Origin of the sequence: Oryzobacter terrae (genome assembly GCF_042756445.1) — a bacterium.
Taxonomy (GTDB): domain Bacteria; phylum Actinomycetota; class Actinomycetes; order Actinomycetales; family Dermatophilaceae; genus Oryzobacter; species Oryzobacter terrae.
Map to the genome: position 1 here is coordinate 1,094,434 of NZ_CP170578.1, position 17,048 is coordinate 1,111,481.

18 protein-coding genes are annotated in these 17,048 nt (G+C 73.0%); 8 read left to right on the plus strand and 10 right to left on the minus strand.

Annotation, left to right across the window (positions count from 1 at the left end; all coding sequences use genetic code 11):
* Positions 1-97: 97 nt before the first annotated feature.
* Together ACFWN3_RS05095 and ACFWN3_RS05100 are read left to right on the plus strand one after the other, a co-directional pair.
* Complete coding sequence (locus ACFWN3_RS05095) at positions 98-1,270, plus strand: nucleotide sugar dehydrogenase (protein ID WP_377644055.1); 1,173 nt, start codon at positions 98-100, stop codon at positions 1,268-1,270.
* A gap of 29 nt (positions 1,271-1,299) precedes the next feature.
* Positions 1,300-1,755, plus strand: a complete 456-nt coding sequence (locus tag ACFWN3_RS05100; protein WP_377644057.1) for a CoA-binding protein — start codon at positions 1,300-1,302, stop codon at positions 1,753-1,755.
* Here the strand turns inward: ACFWN3_RS05100 and purE are convergent.
* Positions 1,752-2,237 carry a 5-(carboxyamino)imidazole ribonucleotide mutase gene (gene purE / locus ACFWN3_RS05105; protein WP_377645531.1) on the minus strand — a complete coding sequence of 162 codons (486 nt, stop codon included), beginning with the start codon at positions 2,235-2,237 and terminating at the stop codon, positions 1,752-1,754. The two genes, ACFWN3_RS05100 and purE, sit on opposite strands and share 4 nt — an antisense overlap.
* A gap of 44 nt (positions 2,238-2,281) precedes the next feature.
* Positions 2,282-3,496 (minus strand): 5-(carboxyamino)imidazole ribonucleotide synthase, encoded by a 1,215-nt coding sequence (locus ACFWN3_RS05110; protein ID WP_377644059.1) that lies wholly within the window; start codon positions 3,494-3,496, stop codon positions 2,282-2,284.
* A 39-nt stretch (positions 3,497-3,535) separates the two neighbouring features.
* On the opposite strand from ACFWN3_RS05110, the gene ACFWN3_RS05115 reads away from it, so the two are divergent.
* Positions 3,536-4,015 carry a GtrA family protein gene (locus ACFWN3_RS05115; protein WP_377644061.1) on the plus strand — a complete coding sequence of 160 codons (480 nt, stop codon included), beginning with the start codon at positions 3,536-3,538 and terminating at the stop codon, positions 4,013-4,015.
* On the opposite strand, the gene ACFWN3_RS05120 is transcribed toward ACFWN3_RS05115, so the two are convergent.
* Genes ACFWN3_RS05120 through ACFWN3_RS05145 form a run of 6 tightly spaced genes read right to left on the minus strand, consistent with a single transcriptional unit; the run spans position 4,012 to position 8,399 of the window.
* Positions 4,012-4,359: a hypothetical protein gene (locus tag ACFWN3_RS05120; RefSeq protein WP_377644063.1), complete on the minus strand. Its 348-nt coding sequence runs from the start codon at positions 4,357-4,359 to the stop codon at positions 4,012-4,014. The two genes, ACFWN3_RS05115 and ACFWN3_RS05120, sit on opposite strands and share 4 nt — an antisense overlap.
* Positions 4,360-4,412: 53 nt before the next feature.
* Positions 4,413-4,748 (minus strand): hypothetical protein, encoded by a 336-nt coding sequence (locus ACFWN3_RS05125; protein ID WP_377644065.1) that lies wholly within the window; start codon positions 4,746-4,748, stop codon positions 4,413-4,415.
* 12 nt (positions 4,749-4,760) lie between these two features.
* Positions 4,761-5,783, minus strand: a complete 1,023-nt coding sequence (locus ACFWN3_RS05130) for a sensor histidine kinase (protein ID WP_377644067.1) — start codon at positions 5,781-5,783, stop codon at positions 4,761-4,763.
* Positions 5,784-5,786: 3 nt separating this feature from the next.
* Positions 5,787-6,461: a response regulator transcription factor gene (locus tag ACFWN3_RS05135; protein WP_377644069.1), complete on the minus strand. Its 675-nt coding sequence runs from the start codon at positions 6,459-6,461 to the stop codon at positions 5,787-5,789.
* Positions 6,462-6,475: 14 nt separating this feature from the next.
* Positions 6,476-7,612, minus strand: a complete 1,137-nt coding sequence (locus ACFWN3_RS05140) for an adenylate/guanylate cyclase domain-containing protein (RefSeq protein ID WP_377644071.1) — start codon at positions 7,610-7,612, stop codon at positions 6,476-6,478.
* A 16-nt stretch (positions 7,613-7,628) separates the two neighbouring features.
* Positions 7,629-8,399 (minus strand): biotin--[acetyl-CoA-carboxylase] ligase, encoded by a 771-nt coding sequence (locus ACFWN3_RS05145; RefSeq protein WP_377644073.1) that lies wholly within the window; start codon positions 8,397-8,399, stop codon positions 7,629-7,631.
* A gap of 23 nt (positions 8,400-8,422) precedes the next feature.
* Between ACFWN3_RS05145 and ACFWN3_RS05150 the strand changes: the two genes are divergently transcribed.
* The 3 genes from ACFWN3_RS05150 (at position 8,423) to ACFWN3_RS05160 (ending at position 11,377) form a co-directional block, all read left to right on the plus strand.
* Positions 8,423-10,051 carry an acyl-CoA carboxylase subunit beta gene (locus ACFWN3_RS05150; RefSeq protein WP_377644075.1) on the plus strand — a complete coding sequence of 543 codons (1,629 nt, stop codon included), beginning with the start codon at positions 8,423-8,425 and terminating at the stop codon, positions 10,049-10,051.
* A gap of 1 nt (position 10,052) precedes the next feature.
* Positions 10,053-10,262: an acyl-CoA carboxylase subunit epsilon gene (locus ACFWN3_RS05155; protein WP_377644077.1), complete on the plus strand. Its 210-nt coding sequence runs from the start codon at positions 10,053-10,055 to the stop codon at positions 10,260-10,262.
* Positions 10,263-10,441: 179 nt separating this feature from the next.
* Positions 10,442-11,377: a hypothetical protein gene (locus ACFWN3_RS05160; protein ID WP_377644079.1), complete on the plus strand. Its 936-nt coding sequence runs from the start codon at positions 10,442-10,444 to the stop codon at positions 11,375-11,377.
* Positions 11,378-11,560: 183 nt separating this feature from the next.
* Here the strand turns inward: ACFWN3_RS05160 and ACFWN3_RS05165 are convergent, their stop codons facing one another.
* Positions 11,561-12,223 (minus strand): MOSC domain-containing protein, encoded by a 663-nt coding sequence (locus ACFWN3_RS05165; protein ID WP_377644080.1) that lies wholly within the window; start codon positions 12,221-12,223, stop codon positions 11,561-11,563.
* Between the two features lie 76 nt (positions 12,224-12,299).
* Between ACFWN3_RS05165 and ACFWN3_RS05170 the strand changes: the two genes are divergently transcribed.
* Positions 12,300-13,985, plus strand: a complete 1,686-nt coding sequence (locus ACFWN3_RS05170) for a DUF885 domain-containing protein (RefSeq protein ID WP_377644082.1) — start codon at positions 12,300-12,302, stop codon at positions 13,983-13,985.
* Between the two features lie 48 nt (positions 13,986-14,033).
* On the plus strand, positions 14,034-15,938 hold the full coding sequence (locus ACFWN3_RS05175; protein WP_377644084.1) for a cation:proton antiporter: 1,905 nt from the start codon (positions 14,034-14,036) through the stop codon (positions 15,936-15,938).
* Positions 15,939-15,944: 6 nt separating this feature from the next.
* Here ACFWN3_RS05175 and ACFWN3_RS05180 read toward each other — a convergent pair whose 3' ends face one another.
* A complete protein-coding gene (locus ACFWN3_RS05180) occupies positions 15,945-17,036 on the minus strand; it encodes a winged helix DNA-binding domain-containing protein (protein ID WP_377644086.1) in 1,092 nt (363 codons plus the stop codon).
* Between the last annotated feature and the right edge of the window lie 12 nt (positions 17,037-17,048).

Below are 17,048 nucleotides of genomic sequence, written 5' to 3' on the forward strand. Positions count from 1 at the left end.
GGACGGACGGACCCGGCGAGGGGCGTGGTCCTGCCGTTCCCACCGTACGTCCTCGCCCATGGCCCGTGCCCCCGCGGGCCCTCCCTAGGCTGTCCCCATGACCGGACACATCACCGTCGTCGGCACCTCGTACGTCGGGCTCTCGCTCGCCGTGCTCCTCGCCGAGCACCACGACGTCGTCGCCTACGACATCGACGAGCGCCGGCTCGAGGCGATCCGGGAGCGGCGCAGCCCCATCTCCGACCCCGACATCGAGGAGCGCCTCGCCACCCACGACCTGCGGCTGACGACGACCTCCGACAAGGAGGAGGCCTACCGCGGGGCCGAGTTCGTCGTCGTCGCCACGCCGACGAACTACGACGAGCGGACGAACTACTTCGACACGAGCACCGTCGAGCAGGTCGTCGGCGACGTCGTGGCGATCGAGCCCGACGCGACGGCCGTCATCAAGTCGACGATCCCGGTGGGCTACACCGCCTCCCTGCGGGCCCGGCTCGGCACCGAGAACGTCATCTTCTCGCCCGAGTTCCTCCGCGAGGGCAGGGCGCTGCACGACAACCTCCACCCGTCGCGGATCATCGTCGGCGACCGCGGCGCGCGCGGGGAGCGCTTCGCCCGGCTGCTCGCCGACGCCGCCCTCGACGACGACGTGCCGGTCCTGCTCACCGACAGCACCGAGGCCGAGGCGATCAAGCTCTTCGCCAACACCTACCTCGCGATGCGGGTGGCGTTCTTCAACGAGCTCGACACCTACGCCGCCACCCACGACCTCGACACCCGGCAGATCATCGACGGCGTCGGCCTCGACCCCCGGATCGGCGCGCACTACAACAACCCGTCGTTCGGGTACGGCGGCTACTGCCTTCCGAAGGACACCAAGCAGCTGCTGGCCAACTACGCCGACGTCCCCCAGACGCTCATCAGCGCCATCGTCGACGCGAACACCACGCGCAAGGACTTCGTCGCCTCCGACATCGTCGCCCGCGGCCCGAAGGTCGTCGGGATCCACCGCCTCATCATGAAGGCGGGCTCCGACAACTTCCGCAGCAGCAGCGTCCAGGGCGTCATGAAGCGGGTCAAGGCCAGGGGGATCGAGGTCATCGTCTACGAGCCCGAGCTCACCGACGACCACTTCTTCGGGTCGGAGGTCGTGCGCGACCTCGGCGAGCTGAAGCGGCGCAGCGACGTCATCGTCGCCAACCGCCTCGTGCCCGAGCTCGAGGACGTCGCCGAGAAGGTCTACACGCGGGACCTGTTCGGCAACGACTGAGCCGCGCGTCCCGGGGGCATGATGAGGCCATGGCCCATCACCACCACCAGAACGACCCCGACCTCGTCCGAGAGCTCCTCATGGACCCCGGCGTCTGGATCGTCGTCGGACTGTCGAGCAACACCGAGCGCGCGGCGCACCGCATCTCCAAGTGGATGCACGTCGAGCTCGGCCGACCGATCATCCCGGTGCACCCGAAGGCCGAGACGGTCCACGGGCAGCAGGGCTACGCGTCGCTCTCAGAGGTGCCCGACCAGGACATCAAGGTCGTCGACTGCTTCGTGAACTCCGAGAAGGTCGGCGCGGTCGTCGACGACGTCATCGCGAACAAGGACCGGCTCCAGATCGACGCGATCTGGATGCAGCTGGGTGTCGTCGACGAGGCCGCGGCCGAGCGGGCCCGCGACGCCGGGCTCGACGTCGTCATGGACACCTGCCCGAAGATCGAGTGGCCGAAGGTGCGCGGCAGCGGGATGGCCCGCTAGGCGTCGCGCCGGGCCCGCAGGGCGGCGCCCTTGGCGTGCGCCTCGTCGCGCAGCGCCGTGCGGAACGCGGCGAGCGCGGCGCGCAGCCGCTCGGCCTCGGCGCCCTCTCCGGCCCCGAGGATGCGGGCGGCGAGCAGCCCGGCGTTGCGGGCCCCGCCCACCGACACCGTCGCCACGGGCACGCCGGCGGGCATCTGGACGATCGAGAGCAGCGAGTCCATCCCGTCGAGGTACCTCAGCGGCACCGGGACCCCGATGACGGGGAGCGAGGTGACCGACGCGAGCATCCCCGGCAGGTGTGCCGCCCCACCGGCGCCGGCGACGATGACGCGCAGGCCGCGCTCCTCGGCGCTGCGCCCGTACTCGACCATCTCCTCGGGCATCCGGTGGGCCGACACCACGTCGACCTCGCTCGCCACCCCGAGCTCGTCGAGGGCGGTGACCGCGGCCTCCATCACGGGCCAGTCGGAGTCGGACCCCATGACGACGCCGACCACCGGTGCGCGTCCCTCGTGCGGCTGCTCGCTCACTCCGTCACCACTCCCTGGATGTAGTCGGCGGCGTGCCCCGCCCGCTCGCGCAGGTCGTCGAGGTCGTCGCCGAGGACGTTGACGTGCCCGATCTTGCGGCCCGGGCGCACGCCCTTGCCGTAGAGGTGCACCTTGGCCTCCGGGTCACGCGCCATGACGTGCCGGTAGGTCGGGTAGAGCTCTGGGTAGTCGCCGCCGAGGACGTTGGCCATGACGGTCCACGGCGCGAGCGGGCGGGGCGAGCCGAGGGGCAGGTCGAGGACGGCCCTCAGGTGCTGCTCGAACTGCCCGGTGACCGCGCCGTCCATCGACCAGTGCCCCGAGTTGTGCGGGCGCATGGCGAGCTCGTTGACGACGAACGAGGGCGCACCGTCGGGGCCGTCGACCTCGACACCGCGTCGGGACTCGCGCCGTACTTCGAAGAGCTCGACGGCCAGGACGCCGGTGACGTCGAGCTCTCCGGCGAGCCGCAGCCCCGCGTGGACCGCCGCGGCGGCCAGCCCGGCGTCGAGCGCCGGTGCCGGCGCGAGGACCTCGGTGCAGATCCCGTCGGTCTGGACGGTCTCGACGACGGGCCACGCGACGGCCTGGCCGGACGGGCTGCGGGCGACGAGGACGGCGAGCTCGCGGCGGAACGCCACCCGCTCCTCGAGGAGGAGGCCGGTGCCCTCGCCCTCGGCCCGCTCGAGCCAGTCGGCGAGCTCGCCGGCGGACGAGACGACCCGCACGCCCTTGCCGTCGTAGCCGCCGCGCGGTGTCTTGGCGACGACGGGCCAGCCGACCTCGTCGCCGAAGTCCGTGACGTCCTGCGCCGTGGCCGCGCGGGCCCAGCGGGGGCAGGGGATCCCGAGGTCGGTGAGCCGCTCCCTCATCGCGAGCTTGTCCTGCGCGAAGCGCAGGGCCGCCGGATGCGGGTGCACCTCCACCCCCGAGGCGAGGAGGAGGTCGAGGACGTCGGCGGGCACGTGCTCGTGGTCGAAGGTCACGACGTCGCAGGCCCGGGCGAAGGCGAGGACCGCCTCGGCGTCGGTGTGGTCACCCACCGGCGAGCTCGGGACGACGAGGGCGGCGCTGGCGTCGTCGGCCTCGGCGAGCACGCTCAGGGTGATGCCCAGCTCGGCGGCGGGGCCGGCGCACATCCGGGCGAGCTGACCGCCACCGACGATGCCGACGACCGGGAAGCCGCCGGGGGCACGGCGAGGTGTGGTCACGCGGCGAGGATACCGACCCCGCGCTTGTAGGCTCGGCGGGTGCCCACCGCCGCTCCCCCGCCGCCGACCCGCGGTGTCGCACACCTCCTCGACACGCTGCGCGGCGCCATCGACGTCCTGTACCGCGAGGTCATCAAGTTCGGCGTCGTCGGGGCGCTCGCCTTCGTGGTCGACATCGGCCTCGCCAACGTCCTGTGGCACACCGTGCTCTCCGAGAAGGTCACGACCGCCAAGCTGATCTCCGGCGCCGTCGCCACCCTCGTCGCGTGGGTCGGCAACCGCCAGTGGACCTTCCGGCACCGCCGCAGCCGCCGGGCACACCACGAGGTGGCGCTGTTCTTCGGGGTCAACATCGTCGCCCTGGGCATCGCGGCCGTCGCCCTCTTCGTGTCGCACTACGGGCTCGGGTTCGAGTCGCGCCTCGCCGACAACGTCGCGACGATCGTCGGCATCGGCCTGGGGACCCTCTTCCGGTTCTGGGCCTACCGCCGCTTCGTCTTCTCCGGCGAGCCGCTCTAGGGCCCGACGGCCCGGCCGTGCCTCGGCCCGGTGACCGTCGTCCCCGTGGGGCCCATGAGCCGCAGCACCGCGAGGAGGAGCAGGGCCAGCGGGACGACGAGCGTCCACATCGTGGGGACGCAGCCGGCGAGGCAGCCCACGACCGTCATCGCGAGGGAGACCTCCGGCTGCTCCTCGGCGCGGACCGTCCCCACGAGGATGAGCGTCCCGCCGCCGACGAGGGTGAGGAACCAGAACGCGAGACCGCCGTCGCCGCTCGTGAGGAGGCGGATCGTCTCGGCGACGCCGAGCAGCACGAGGAGCGAGCCCAGACCGAGGCCCAGCACCCGGGTGCGTCGTCCCATGCCAGGACGGTAGGCCCCCGAGGGCGTGCGGGGCCATGGCCCGGACGAGCCCTCTAGCCCCGCCCCTCGGGTCGCAGGATCGCCGGCGGTCGCCGCTCGCTGAGCCGGAGGACGACGAGGACCATGAGCAGCACGGGGACCACCACGGTCCACGCGGTCGTGAGCGCGCCGAGGATGCCGCCGACGACCGTCAGGGCCGTCGACAGGCGCCGCGACCGCTCCGCGAGCACGGCCCCGGCGATGATGCACGCGCCGCCGCCCACGAGGCTGAGGACCCAGAACACCAGCCCGACGTCACCGGTGGTGGCCACCCACACCGACTCGGCGATCCCGAACGAGATGAGCAGCGCGCCCATGACGATCCCGAACCACCAGAGTCCTCGTCGCACGGCGGCCCGGCCTCAGGACTCGGCGGAGAGGAAGAGCGCGAAGAGCGGCGGCTGGGCCCGGACGAGCTCGAGGCGGCCACCGGCGGCCTCGGCGAGGTCGCGGGCGAGCGAGAGCCCGAGGCCGCTGCCCGACGACGAGACCGACCGCTCGAAGATGTGCGGGGCCAGCGCGGGCGCGACGCCGTCGCCCTCGTCGGTCACCTCGACGACGACCGAGGGTCCCGCGCGACGGGCCGCGATCTCGACGGTGCCGCGGCCGTAGGCGAGCGAGTTCTCGAGCAGGGTGGTGAGGATCTGGCCGAGCGCCACGGGGGTGGCCCGGACCTGGACGCCCCGCTCACCGCTGATCTTCACGCTGCGCCGGGCGCCGGCGAACGCGGGCTGCCACTCGCGCTGGAGCGAGGCGAGGACGGAGTCGAGCGAGACGGCGGGGTTGGTGTCGACGCCGCTGCGGGTGCGGCTCATGAGGTCGTCGACGACCTTGCTCAGCCGCTCGACCTGCGAGATCGCGATGTTCGCCTCCTCGGCGACGACCTCGGGGTCGTCGGTCGAGGCGATCTCCTCGAGGCGCATGAGCAGCGCGGTGAGCGGCGTGCGCAGCTGGTGCGAGGCGTCGGCGGCGAAGTCGCGCTCGGACGCCAGGCGCTTCGCGCTCTGCTGCGAGCCGCGGGCCAGGGCGAGGTCGAGACGGTCGATCTCGGTGATGCCGGACTTCATCGGCACGGGCTTGGGGTCGGCCGAGCCGCGGTCGGCCCGCTCGCCGAGCTTGACGAGCAGGCCGGAGACGCGGTCGGCCGTCCGGTCGGCGACGACCTTGGCCAGGCCGAGGGCCACGACCGAGGCGGCCACGACCGCGCCGACGAGGGCGGCGATGACGAGCGGTGTCGGCGGCGTGCCGTCGAGGGAGGCGGCGTCGCCCGCGAGGGACGCGAGCGGGTCACCGGGCCAGAGGAGGAGTGCGGCGACGGTCCCGCCGACGAGCACCGAGGTGATGCCGACCGCCTGCGCGGCCGTCGTGGCGAGGACCTTGCGCACCCGTCACTCCTCCGGGGCGTCGAAGCGGAAGCCGACACCCCGGATGGTCGTGATGTAGCTGGGGTGCGCGGCGTCGTCGCCGAGCTTCTTGCGCAGCACCGAGATGTGCATGTCGAGGGTCTTCGTCGAGCCGTACCAGGCGCTGTCCCAGACGTCGCGCATCAGCTTCTCGCGGGAGACGACCTTGCCCTCGTTGGCGACGAGCACCTTGAGCAGCTCGAACTCCTTGCCCGTCAGCTGGACCTCCTGGCCCCGCAGGAACACGCGGCGCCCCTCGGGGTCGATCCGCACGAGCGCCTCGGCCGGGGCGTTCTCGACGATGCCGCGGCGCAGCAGCGCCCGGGCGCGGGCGAGGAGCTCGGCGAGGCGGAACGGCTTGGTGACGTAGTCGTCGGCTCCCGCGTCGAGCCCGACGACGGTGTCGACCTCGTCGGCGCGGGCCGTGAGGACGAGGACCGGGACCGTGCTGCCCTCCTGCCGCAGCCGGCGGCACACCTCGAGGCCGTCCATCTTCGGCAGGCCGAGGTCGAGCACGAGCAGGTCGGGGTTCAGGAGCGCCTGCTCCAGCGCCGACTCGCCGTCCGTGCACACGTCGACCTCATAGCCCTCGCGCCGGAGCGCTCGGGCGAGCGGGTCGGAGATCGCCGGATCGTCCTCCGCCAGCAGCACCTTGGTCATGCGCTCGATCGTAGTCACGCGCGGTCCTCTCGCGAGGCGAGACCACGCCCACCGGGCGCTCTTTGCAGTTCGTGGAGCGTGAGGACGCCGATTCCCCGCAGCATCCGGCGGCGCTGCTCGGTGGCCCGGAAGCCCGAGACCTCGCCGAGGCCGCGGGCCATGTCGTCGTCGACGTACACCTTCCCCGACGGGGTGACGGCGGTGATCCGGCTCGCCTTGTTCACCGTGAGGCCGAAGACGTCGCCGAGGCGCGAGACGACGCGTCCGTGCGCGAGGCCGACCCGCACCGGCGGCAGGAGCTCGTCCTCGGCCATCGCGTCGACGAGGTCGAGGGCGATGGCGGCGGCGCCCGCGACCTCCTTGTGGACGAAGAGCACCTCGTCGCCCACCGTCTTGATGACGCGCCCGCCGTGCTCGGTGACGACGTCGCTCGCGAGCAGCTCGAAGCGCTGGACGAGCCGGGCGAGCTGCCGCTCGCTCATCCGGCGCACGAAGGAGGTGAAGGACACGAGGTCGGCGAACCCCACGGCGCGGTACGGGGCCGAGGGGTCCCACCGCACGGCGGGGTCGGCGTCGGCGAGCATGCGCCCGATGGCGTTGGTGAGGTGGCGCCGCCACACGTAGACGAGCAGCGGTTCGATGTCGTCCGCGACCGAGGCGAGCAGGGCGGCGGCGTCGGCGGCGATCCCGGGGGCGGGCACCGAGCGGCTGTCGCGGCCCTCGAGCTCCTCCGACGACGGCGAGGTCAGCGACTCGGCCACGAGCTGGGTCTGCCACACGGCGAGGCGGTCGGCGGTGCGCGCGAAGGCCCTCGTCATGCCCAGTGCCAGGTCCTCGCTGACCCGCTCGTCGCGGATCAGCCTCGCGACGCGCTGGAGGGCGAGGAGGTCGGCCTCGGTGAACATCGCCTCGTCGTCCTCGACGTTCTGGAAGCCCATGGCGTGCCAGAAGCGCCGGGCGGTCGCGGGCTCGACGCCCGCGCCCTCGGACACCTCGCGGCGCCCCATCGAGGCCGGGCGGCCGAGGAGGGCGAGGAGGGCCCGCTCGGTCAGCTCGTCGGTCGTGGGGCCGGGTGTCGTGGAGTCGAGGGTCGTGGGGTCGGGGACCGTGGGGATGGGAGGCGTGGGGCCGGGGGTCGGGTCGGCGGACATCCCTGACCCTCCTTCCTCAGCGCGAGCGGACGTGGACGACGTCACCGGCGGAGACGGCGGTCGTGCTGCCGGCCGCGGACCGCACGGTCAGTCTGCCGTCATCGTCGACCCCTGTCGCGAGTCCCGACCGGACCCGGCCGCCGGGCTCGTGGACCTCGACGTCGCGACCCACCGTGGCACAGGCGCGCCCGTAGGCGGCCCGCGCCCCGCCGCCGGGGCCGGTGTCGTCGCGCAGCAGCCGGGCGAGGTGGCGCAGGTACGCGGTGAGGAGCGCGTTGCGGTCGACCCCCGGCGCACCGGCGGCTCGCAGCGAGGTCGCGGTGTCGAGGGGAAGGTCCGCACGCGCGGTGTCGACGTTGAGGCCGGTGCCGACGACGACGCCCTCGGGCGACCACTCGCACAGGATGCCGGCGAGCTTGCGGTCGCCGTCGGAGGGGACGAGGACGTCGTTGGGCCACTTCAGGCTCGTCGTGACGCCGGCGACCTCCTCGACGGCCTCGCGCACGGCGAGCCCGGTGAGCAGTGGGACCCACGACGGCCCGGACGCGGGGACGGGGACGAGCACCGAGACGGCCAGGGCAGTCCCGGGGGTCGTCGTCCAGGCGCGCCCGAGGCGCCCGCGACCGGACTCCTGGACGTCGGCCACGACCACCCGCCACGGTCGCGGGTCGGCCCTGACCTCGTCGTTGGTCGAGCCGACGCGGTCCCGGACGTCGACGGGCAGCCACGGCTCGCCGGGTGTGACGGACGCCGCGTCGAGCGGCCGGCTCGCAGGGTTCTCGCTCACGGACGCAAGGCTAGGCTCGCCGCATGTCGACGAGCGACACGCACGCCATGGGCGGCACGGAGGTGCCCGAGGGCATCGACACCTCGACGACGGCGGGGAAGCTGGCGGATCTGAAGCGGCGGGTGGCGGAGGTCGCGCAGGCGGGGTCGGCGCGGGCGGTGGACAAGCAGCACGCGCGGGGCAAGGGGACGGCGCGTGAGCGGCTGGCGTTGTTGTTGGACGAGGGCAGCTTCGTGGAGATGGACAAGTACGCGCGGCACCGGTCGGTGGCGTTCGGGGCGGACGCGAACCGCCCGTACGGTGACGGGGTGGTCACCGGGTACGGCACGGTCGACGGGCGCACGGTGGCGGTGTTCGCGCAGGACTTCACCGTGTTCGGGGGGTCGCTGGGCGAGGTGTTCGGGGAGAAGATCTGCAAGGTCATGGACTTCGCGATGAAGGTCGGCTGCCCGGTGGTCGGCCTCAACGACTCCGGTGGGGCCCGCATCCAGGAGGGGGTGGTCTCGCTCGGGCTGTACGGGGAGATCTTCCGCCGCAACGTCCACGCCTCGGGGGTGATCCCGCAGGTCTCCCTGGTCATGGGGCCCTGCGCCGGTGGGGCGGTGTACTCCCCGGCGGTCACCGACTTCACCGTCATGGTCGACGGCACCTCCCACATGTTCATCACCGGACCCGACGTGATCAAGACCGTGACCGGTGAGGACGTGGCGATGGAGGACCTGGGCGGGGCGCGCACCCACAACACCAGGTCCGGGGTCGCGCACTACATGGGCGCCGACGAGGACGACGCCATCGAGTACGTCAAGGCGCTGCTGTCCTACCTGCCGAGCAACAACATGGAGGACCCGCCGGTGTTCGGGGGCGAGAACGACCTGGCGGTCACCGAGGTCGATGCCGCCCTGGACACCCTGATCCCGGACTCGGCCAACGTCCCCTACGACATGCGCACCGTCATCGACGCCATCGTCGACGACGCGGAGTTCCTGGAGGTCCAGCCGCTGTTCGCGCCCAACATCGTCACCGGCTTCGGGCGGGTGGAGGGCCACGCCGTCGGCATCGTCGCCAACAACCCCATGGCCCTGGCCGGGACCCTGGACATCGACGCGAGCGAGAAGGCCGCCCGGTTCGTGCGCACCTGCGACGCGTTCAACGTCCCGATCCTCACCCTGGTCGACGTGCCCGGGTTCCTGCCCGGCACCGACCAGGAATGGGACGGCATCATCCGCCGCGGCGCCAAGCTGATCTACGCCTACGCCGAGGCCACCGTCCCCCTGGTCACCGTCATCACCCGCAAGGCCTACGGCGGCGCCTACGACGTCATGGGCTCCAAACACCTCGGCGCCGACATCAACCTGGCCTGGCCCACCGCCCAGATCGCGGTCATGGGCGCCCAGGGCGCGGTCAACATCCTCTACCGCAAGGAGCTCACCGCAGCCGCCGAACGCGGCGAGTCCCTCGAGGACGCCCGCGCACGGTTCATCACCGCCTACGAAGACGCCCTGGCCAACCCCTACATCGCCGCCGAACGCGGCTACATCGACACCGTCATCACCCCCTCCAACACCCGCATGAACATCACCAAAGCCCTGCGCGCGCTGCGCACCAAACGCCAGAGCCTGCCCCCCAAGAAACACGGAAACATCCCGCTCTGACATGGACACCACCCACCCCACGACACTCACCGTGACCGGCGGCGCCACCCCCGAGGAGGTCGCCGCGATCGTCACGGTCCTGGGCGCCCTGTCGGGCGCCGACGACACGGCCCCAGAGCCCGTCCGCTCCCGCTGGGCCTCCCCGCGCGCGACGATGCGGACCCCGGTCGGCCGCGGCCCCGGAGCCTGGCAAGCCAGCACCCGCCCCTGACCCCGTACCCATCTCGACCAATAGGTCACGGCAGGTACGGCCTCCTCAGCCGTCCCGGTCCGGACCCGCGCCCCCCCACACCTCCCGCACTGCGTACCCAGATCGACCAATAGGTCACGGCAGGTACGGCCTGTGGATGACGGCACGTCCCGACGTCGTCAACCTGCCAGCCTCGGTGGATGACGAGTTCACCGCCTCCGAACTCGTCCTGGCCGATCCTGCGCACCGAGGCCCGAAGCCTGGGCGTCACCGACCGAGCTCTTCGAAGCTCGAAGTTCCGGACGATCCTTCCGGGCGTCGTCGTGAGCTCGATCGTTCCTGACACCGTCGTCGTCCGAGCCCGGGCAGCGATCCTTCTCGCCCCCGATGGTGGGGTGATCAGCCACTTCACCGCCGCGCGTCTGTGGGGCGGCCGCGTACCCGACAACGAGTGGACCCATGTCTCGTTCATGAGGGACGTGCGCTTCCGGGTTCGTGGCATCAGGCCACATCGCTACCGACGGCGCCTCGACGTGAGGAAGTGGCACGGCGTACCCGTCACCTCACCCGAGCAGACCTTCTGTGACATGGCCAGGTTCCTCGGCCTCGTCGACCTGGTCGCCCTCGGCGACAGCCTCGTCCGCAAGAGCCGCCTCTCCCCCGAGCACCTGTCGAGCTACGCCGAGGGATGGTCCGGCCAGTTCAAGGCTGATGCCGTGGCGGCGGCACGGCTCGTCCGGGCGAGGGTGGATTCCTCGCCCGAGACGGCCCTCAGGCTCCTCCTCGTTCTCGCCGGTCTGCCGGAACCCGACATCGACATCCACATCCGCGCCGTGGACGGCACCCTCCGGTTCCGCATCGAGCTCGGCTACGAGAACGTTCGCTTCGCCATCGAGTACGACGGTCGATGGCACGAAGGCGCCGCACAACGCGAGAAGGACCGAGCTCGGCGGACGCACCTTTCCGAGGAGGAGGGTTGGACGTTCGTCGTCGTGACCGGGGACGAGCTCTACAACGCCACCGAAACGTTGCTCGTCCGCATCGTCGATGCAGCACGCAGCGCCGGAGTACCCGTCCCCGACCGGCTGTCCGACGGATGGCGCCAGCACTTCCGCGTCATCAACGTCGCCGCGTGACCCGCCTCGGGTGGTCTGACGGCGCGGCGGAAACGATCCGGCGGCGTACCCGACGTGACCTATTGGTCGATCTGCGGACGGTGCCGGCCCTGACCCGTACCCGACGTGACCTATTGGTCGATCTGCGGACGGTGCCGGCCCTGACCCGTACCCGACGTGACCTATTGGTCGATCTGGGGACGGTCAGGGGGTGCGGCGGCGGAGGGAGCGCTCGAGGTCGGCGTGGTCGACGTCCCCGAGGGCGCCGGCGTCGAGGACGCGGCGCGCCTGCTCGACGTCGCCCATGAAGGCCCGGAACGCCTCGGGGACGGTGATGCCGTGGGCCGGGCTCCCGAGGACCTCGACGACGTCGCCCGCCGTGACGGTCCCGGCCTCGACGACCGCGAGGTAGGCACCGGTCCGGCCGCGCTCGGCGAAGCGCCGCACCCAGGCGCGCTCCCCCATCCACGCGGCGAAGGTCGCACAGGGGATGCGGGGCCCGGCCACCTCGAGCAGCGCGGAGCCGACCCGCCACCGCTCGCCGAGGACCGCGCCGTCGACGTCGACGCCCACCGTCGTGAGGTTCTCGCCGAACTGCCCGTCGTGGAGGTCGCGGCCCAGCTCCGTGCCCCACCAGTCGAGCTCCTCGCGGGCCACGGCGTACACGGCCTGCCGCGAGCCCCCGTGGTGGCGGCGGGCCACGACCTCGTCGCCGACGACCCCGCTGCCGAGGCCTCCCTTCTTGGGACCCGGGTCGCGCACGTCGATGCTCGCCACGGGTCGCTTGTCGATCGCGGTCTCGCGCCCCCGCGGGACGATCCCGCCCCGCGGGCGCCCGACGTTGACGGACCTGACGTGGGGCTCCATGGGCCCGAGCGTAGGCGGCGCGAGAGGTCGGGAAACCCGGAGGCCGGGCGCGCACCGCTCCGGTAGCGTCCCCGGCGTGACCGACACCCCCGCGCTCCGCCAGCCCACCGCCGTCGACGCCGTCGCCGACGCCCACTTCGACGCCGTCGTCGCCGCCAGCCCGATCGAGGCGACGTACCTCGGCGTCCCCGGCGCCGACGACGACCTCGACGACCTGTCGCCCGACGGCTACGCGCACCACGTGCAGATCGCCCGCGACACCCTCGCACGGCTCGACGCCGTCGAGGCCGTCGACGACGTCGACCGGGTCACCGTGGCGGCGATGCGCGAGCGGCTCGGCCTCGCCGTCGAGAAGCACGAGGCCGGCTACGACCGGATGGAGCTCAACGTCATCGCCTCGCCGCTCCAGGGGGTGCGCGACGTCCTCGACCTCATGCCCACCGACACCCAGGAGCAGTGGGCGACGATCGCGGCCCGCCTCACGAAGGTGCCGCGCGCCCTCGACCAGTACCTCTCCACCCTCCGGGAGTCGGCCGAGCGGGGTCTCGTCACCCCCCGGCGGCAGGTCACCGAGTGCATCCAGCAGTGCGCCGACCTCACCGCCGACGACGGGTTCTTCACCGCCTTCCTCGAGGGCGCCAGGGCCGGCGACGCCCCCCTCGACGACAGCGTCGCCGCCGACCTCCGCCGCGGCGTCGATGCCGCCGCGCAGGCCTACCGCGACACCGGCGAGCGCCTGCGCTCCGACCTGCTCGACCGCGCCCCCGAGTCCGACGCGGCCGGCCGCGAGCGCTACGAGCTCGCGTCGCGCGAGTTCCTCGGGGCGACGGTCGACCTCGAGGAGACGTACGCCTGGGGCCAGGAGGAGCTCGCGCGGATCGAGGCCGACATGCGGGTCACGGCCGACCGCATCCTCCCCGGCGCCTCGATCAAGGAGGCCATCGCCCACCTCGAACAGGACCCCCGCTACCTCCTCCACGGCACCGACGAGCTGCGCGAGTGGATGCAGGGCAAGGCCGACGAGGTCATCGAGACCTTCGCCGACACGCACTTCGACATCCCCGGCCCGGTGCGCACCATCGAGGCGCGGATCGCCCCGACCCAGACCGGCGGCATCTACTACACCGGTCCGAGCGACGACTTCGCCCGCCCGGGCCGGATGTGGTGGTCGGTCCCCAAGGGCGTCACCGAGTTCGGCACGTGGCGCGAGCTGACGACCGTCTACCACGAGGGCGTCCCGGGCCACCACCTCCAGGTCGCCCAGACCGTGTACCGCCGCGAGCTGCTCAACAAGTGGCGCCGGATGATGTGCTGGACCAGCGGCCACGGCGAGGGCTGGGCCCTGTACGCCGAGCGCCTCATGGCCGAGCTCGGCTTCATGGACGACCCGGGCAACTACCTCGGGCTCCTCGACGGCCAGGCGCTGCGGGCGACGCGCGTCGTCCTCGACATCGGGGTCCACTGCGGCTTCGAGGCGCCGGCCGAGCTCGGTGGCGGTGCGTGGGACTACGACAAGGCCTGGACCTACCTCGACACGCACGCCAACCAGGGCGAGGAGATGCTCCGCTTCGAGCTCAGCCGCTACCTCGGCTGGCCCGGCCAGGCGCCGAGCTACAAGATCGGCGAACGGCTGTGGCTCCAGCTGCGCGACGAGGTCGCGGCCCGCGAGGGAGACGCGTTCTCGCTCAGGGACTTCCACCGGCGCTCGCTCGACGTCGGCTCGGTCGGGCTCGACGTCCTGCGGGAGGCCGTGCTCGGCTGACGCGGACACCCTCTCGCCCGAGGGCCACCGACGAGGCAGGATCCTCCCGTGGAGATCGCCCTGCTGCTCGTGGCCGTCGTCCTCGTCGTCATCCTCGTGAGCCGGGTGGCGGCGCCGCTGCCGCTGCCCGCCCCGCTCGCCCTGCTCGCCGCCGGCGCGGTCCTGTCGTTCGTGCCGGCCGTGCCCGAGGTGCGCCTGTCGAGCGAGGTCGTGCTCCTCGGGCTGCTGCCGCCCCTCCTCTACGCCGCCGCCCTGTCGACCTCGCTCATCGACATCCGCACCTTCCGGGCCAAGATCCTCAGCCTGTCGGTCGGCCTCGTGCTCTTCACGGCGCTCGGCGTCGGGCTCGTCGCGTGGCTGCTGCTGCCGATCCCCTTCACGCTCGCGGTCGCGCTCGGCGCGATCGTGTCCCCACCCGATGCCGTCGCCGCCACCGCGGTCGCCCGCCGGATCGGCCTCCCGCGGAACATCACGACGATCCTCGAGGGAGAGTCGCTGCTCAACGACGCGACCGCGCTCGTCGCGCTGCGCACCGCGCTCGCCGCCACCGGACTCGCCGCGCACGGCGCCGCCACCCACACGGGCGGTGCGGAGGACGTCACGGTCGCGTCCGTCGGGCTCGACCTCGTCGTCGCCTCGCTCGGTGGCGTGGCCATCGGCGTCGTCGCGTACCTGCTCATCGGGACGCTGCGACGGCAGCTGACCGAGGTGCCCGCCGACACCGCGCTGTCGTTCGTCGCCCCCTACCTCGCGTACGTCCCCGCGGAGCAGGTCGGGGCCTCCGGGGTCCTCGCCGTCGTCACCGCCGCGCTCCTCCTGGCGCACCGGTCGCCGGTCCTGCAGAGCGCGCCGTCGCGGCTGTCCGAGCGGATCAACTGGTCGAGCCTGACCTTCGTCCTCGAGAACGCGGTGTTCCTCCTCATCGGGCTCCAGGTCTTCACCCTGCTGTCGGACGTCGGCGAGGCGAACCTCGGCCGCACCCTGCTCGTCGGGCTCGCGGTCCTCGTCACCTGCCTCGTCCTGCGCCCGGTGTGGATGATCGGGCAGGCGCTCGTCTGGCTGGGGATCCACCGCGTCGAGCCGGAGGTCCGGCGACAGCGCCTGCGCGGGTCGGTCGTCGGGTCGTGGGCGGGGATGCGCGGCGTCGTGACGCTCGCGGCCGCCCTCACCCTGCCCGAGGAGACCCCGCTGCGGGCCGAGCTGCTCGTCATCGCGCTCGTCGTCACGGTCGGGACGCTCGTCCTGCAGGGCATGACCCTGCCGCTGCTGGCGCGCGCCCTCGACGTCCGCGGACCCGACCCGCGCGAGGACGCCCTCCAGGAGGCGACCGTGCTCGGCGCGACGACCGGCGCCGGGCTGCGCCTCGTCGAGGCCGACCCCGAGGCCGACCCCGCCGTCATCGGCACGCTCCAGACCCAGGCCGAGGCGCGGGTCAACCGGGCGTGGGAGCGGCTCGGCGCGCTGGGCCCCGTCGACGACGAGACGCCGAGCGAGGCCCAGGCCCGGCTGCGCACCGCGATGATCCGCGAGGAACGCGCCGAGCTGCTCCGGATCCGCGACGCCGGCCAGGTGGACCATGCCGTGCTCACGACGATCCTCGGCGCCCTCGACGCCGAGGAGACCGCCCTCGGCTGGGCCGCGACCCGCAGCTCGGCGCTGCGCCAGTCGCCGCTGCTCCCCCCGGACCGGATCGCCAGCGGCTGCGAGCACATGGCCGCCACCGAGAAGCCGGTCCCCCCGAGGACGGCGGACGGCTGCCCGACCTGCCTCGCCGAGGGCATGCGCTGGGTGCACCTGCGGGTCTGCGCGCACTGCGGGGCCGTGGGGTGCTGCGACTCCTCCGAGGGCAAGCACGCCGCGGCGCACTTCCGCGAGAGCGGGCACCCCGTGATGCGCAGCCTCGAGCCCGGGGAGGCCTGGCGCTGGTGCTACGTCGACGAGGTGCTCGGCTGACCTCGTTCAGCCGACGCCGACCTCGACCCCTCCCGGCTCGCCGTCACCGAGGAACGCGGCGAGGGCTGCGGCTTCCGCCCTGACCTCGTCGGCCTCGGCCGGCCGCAGCGACCGCAGCGCCTCGACGAGCACGGTGACCCCCGAGCGGTCGGCGCTGCGCCGGGGGACCCACGTCGCCGCGACCGTGCCGTCGACGAGGACGAACCGCGCGCCGGACACGCTGAGGCCGCGGTGCTCGTCGTCGATGACGCGGCTGCGGTCGTCGTACCCGAGGACGGTGTTGTCGAAGGCCGGGAGGAAGCGCACGGGGACCCGGGTGTCGTCCTCGGGCAGCTCGGCGTCGGCGAGGTCGAGCAGCTCGCGGCCACGCTCGTCGCGGTACGAGACGAGGGAGGGTCGCAGCGCCTTCACGACGGTCGGCAGCCCGCTGACGCCGCACCACGCCCTCAGGTCCGAGCTCGAGGCCGGCCCGAACGCCCGCAGGTAGCGCACGACCATCCTCTCGAGGACGTCGTCGGGCGACCGCGGGTCGGTCCCGAGCCAGGCCCTCACGGTGGTCAGCCGCGCCGGGCCGGTCGTGCCCCAGAGGCCGCGCGGTGGGACCTGGACGAGGGCCACGAGGCAGGTGAGGGCGTCCCCGAGCCACCGCGGCTCCACGTGCGGCCACCGCACCCCCACCTCGCGCGCGACGTCGGTGGCGGTCCTCGGATCGGCCGCGAACAGCGGCGCGGCGAGCGAGGTCAGCTCGTCGAGGTCGACCCCCTCGAGCGTGCGACGGTGCACCCCGAGCATCTTCGTGACGAGCATCGCCTGGTGGGCCGGCCGCAGCGCGAGGCAGTCGGCAGCGGTGTGGAGGTGCAGCGTGCGGCGCATCGTCAGGGTCCGCACGAGGGAACGGTCCTCGAGCGCCGTCGCGAGGTGGGCCGGCTGGAAGTCGGCCAGCCGCGACCAGAGGCCGGTGTAGGGCTCGAGCGGCTCCTGCGCCTGGAGGCCCACGAGGTGCGTGACGGCATCGGCGACACCGAGGTGGTGGCGGCGCAGGAGCAGCTGGCGGTCGAGGGTCGCGAGGGTCAGCCGACGCCGGTCGAGGGTCTCCACGGACCCGACGCT

What these genes read in the sequence shown, in the direction of transcription:
- ACFWN3_RS05120 (WP_377644063.1), bottom strand. Translation starts at nt 4,359, where the DNA reads ATGGGACGACGCACCCGGGTGCTGGGCCTCGGTCTGGGCTCGCTCCTC.
- ACFWN3_RS05165 (WP_377644080.1), bottom strand. Translation starts at nt 12,223, where the DNA reads ATGGAGCCCCACGTCAGGTCCGTCAACGTCGGGCGCCCGCGGGGCGGG.
- ACFWN3_RS05095 (WP_377644055.1), top strand. Translation starts at nt 98, where the DNA reads ATGACCGGACACATCACCGTCGTCGGCACCTCGTACGTCGGGCTCTCG.
- ACFWN3_RS05140 (WP_377644071.1), bottom strand. Translation starts at nt 7,612, where the DNA reads ATGTCCGCCGACCCGACCCCCGGCCCCACGCCTCCCATCCCCACGGTC.
- ACFWN3_RS05150 (WP_377644075.1), top strand. Translation starts at nt 8,423, where the DNA reads ATGTCGACGAGCGACACGCACGCCATGGGCGGCACGGAGGTGCCCGAG.
- ACFWN3_RS05135 (WP_377644069.1), bottom strand. Translation starts at nt 6,461, where the DNA reads ATGACCAAGGTGCTGCTGGCGGAGGACGATCCGGCGATCTCCGACCCG.
- purE (WP_377645531.1), bottom strand. Translation starts at nt 2,237, where the DNA reads ATGGGGTCCGACTCCGACTGGCCCGTGATGGAGGCCGCGGTCACCGCC.
- ACFWN3_RS05160 (WP_377644079.1), top strand. Translation starts at nt 10,442, where the DNA reads ATGACGAGTTCACCGCCTCCGAACTCGTCCTGGCCGATCCTGCGCACC.
- ACFWN3_RS05100 (WP_377644057.1), top strand. Translation starts at nt 1,300, where the DNA reads ATGGCCCATCACCACCACCAGAACGACCCCGACCTCGTCCGAGAGCTC.
- ACFWN3_RS05155 (WP_377644077.1), top strand. Translation starts at nt 10,053, where the DNA reads ATGGACACCACCCACCCCACGACACTCACCGTGACCGGCGGCGCCACC.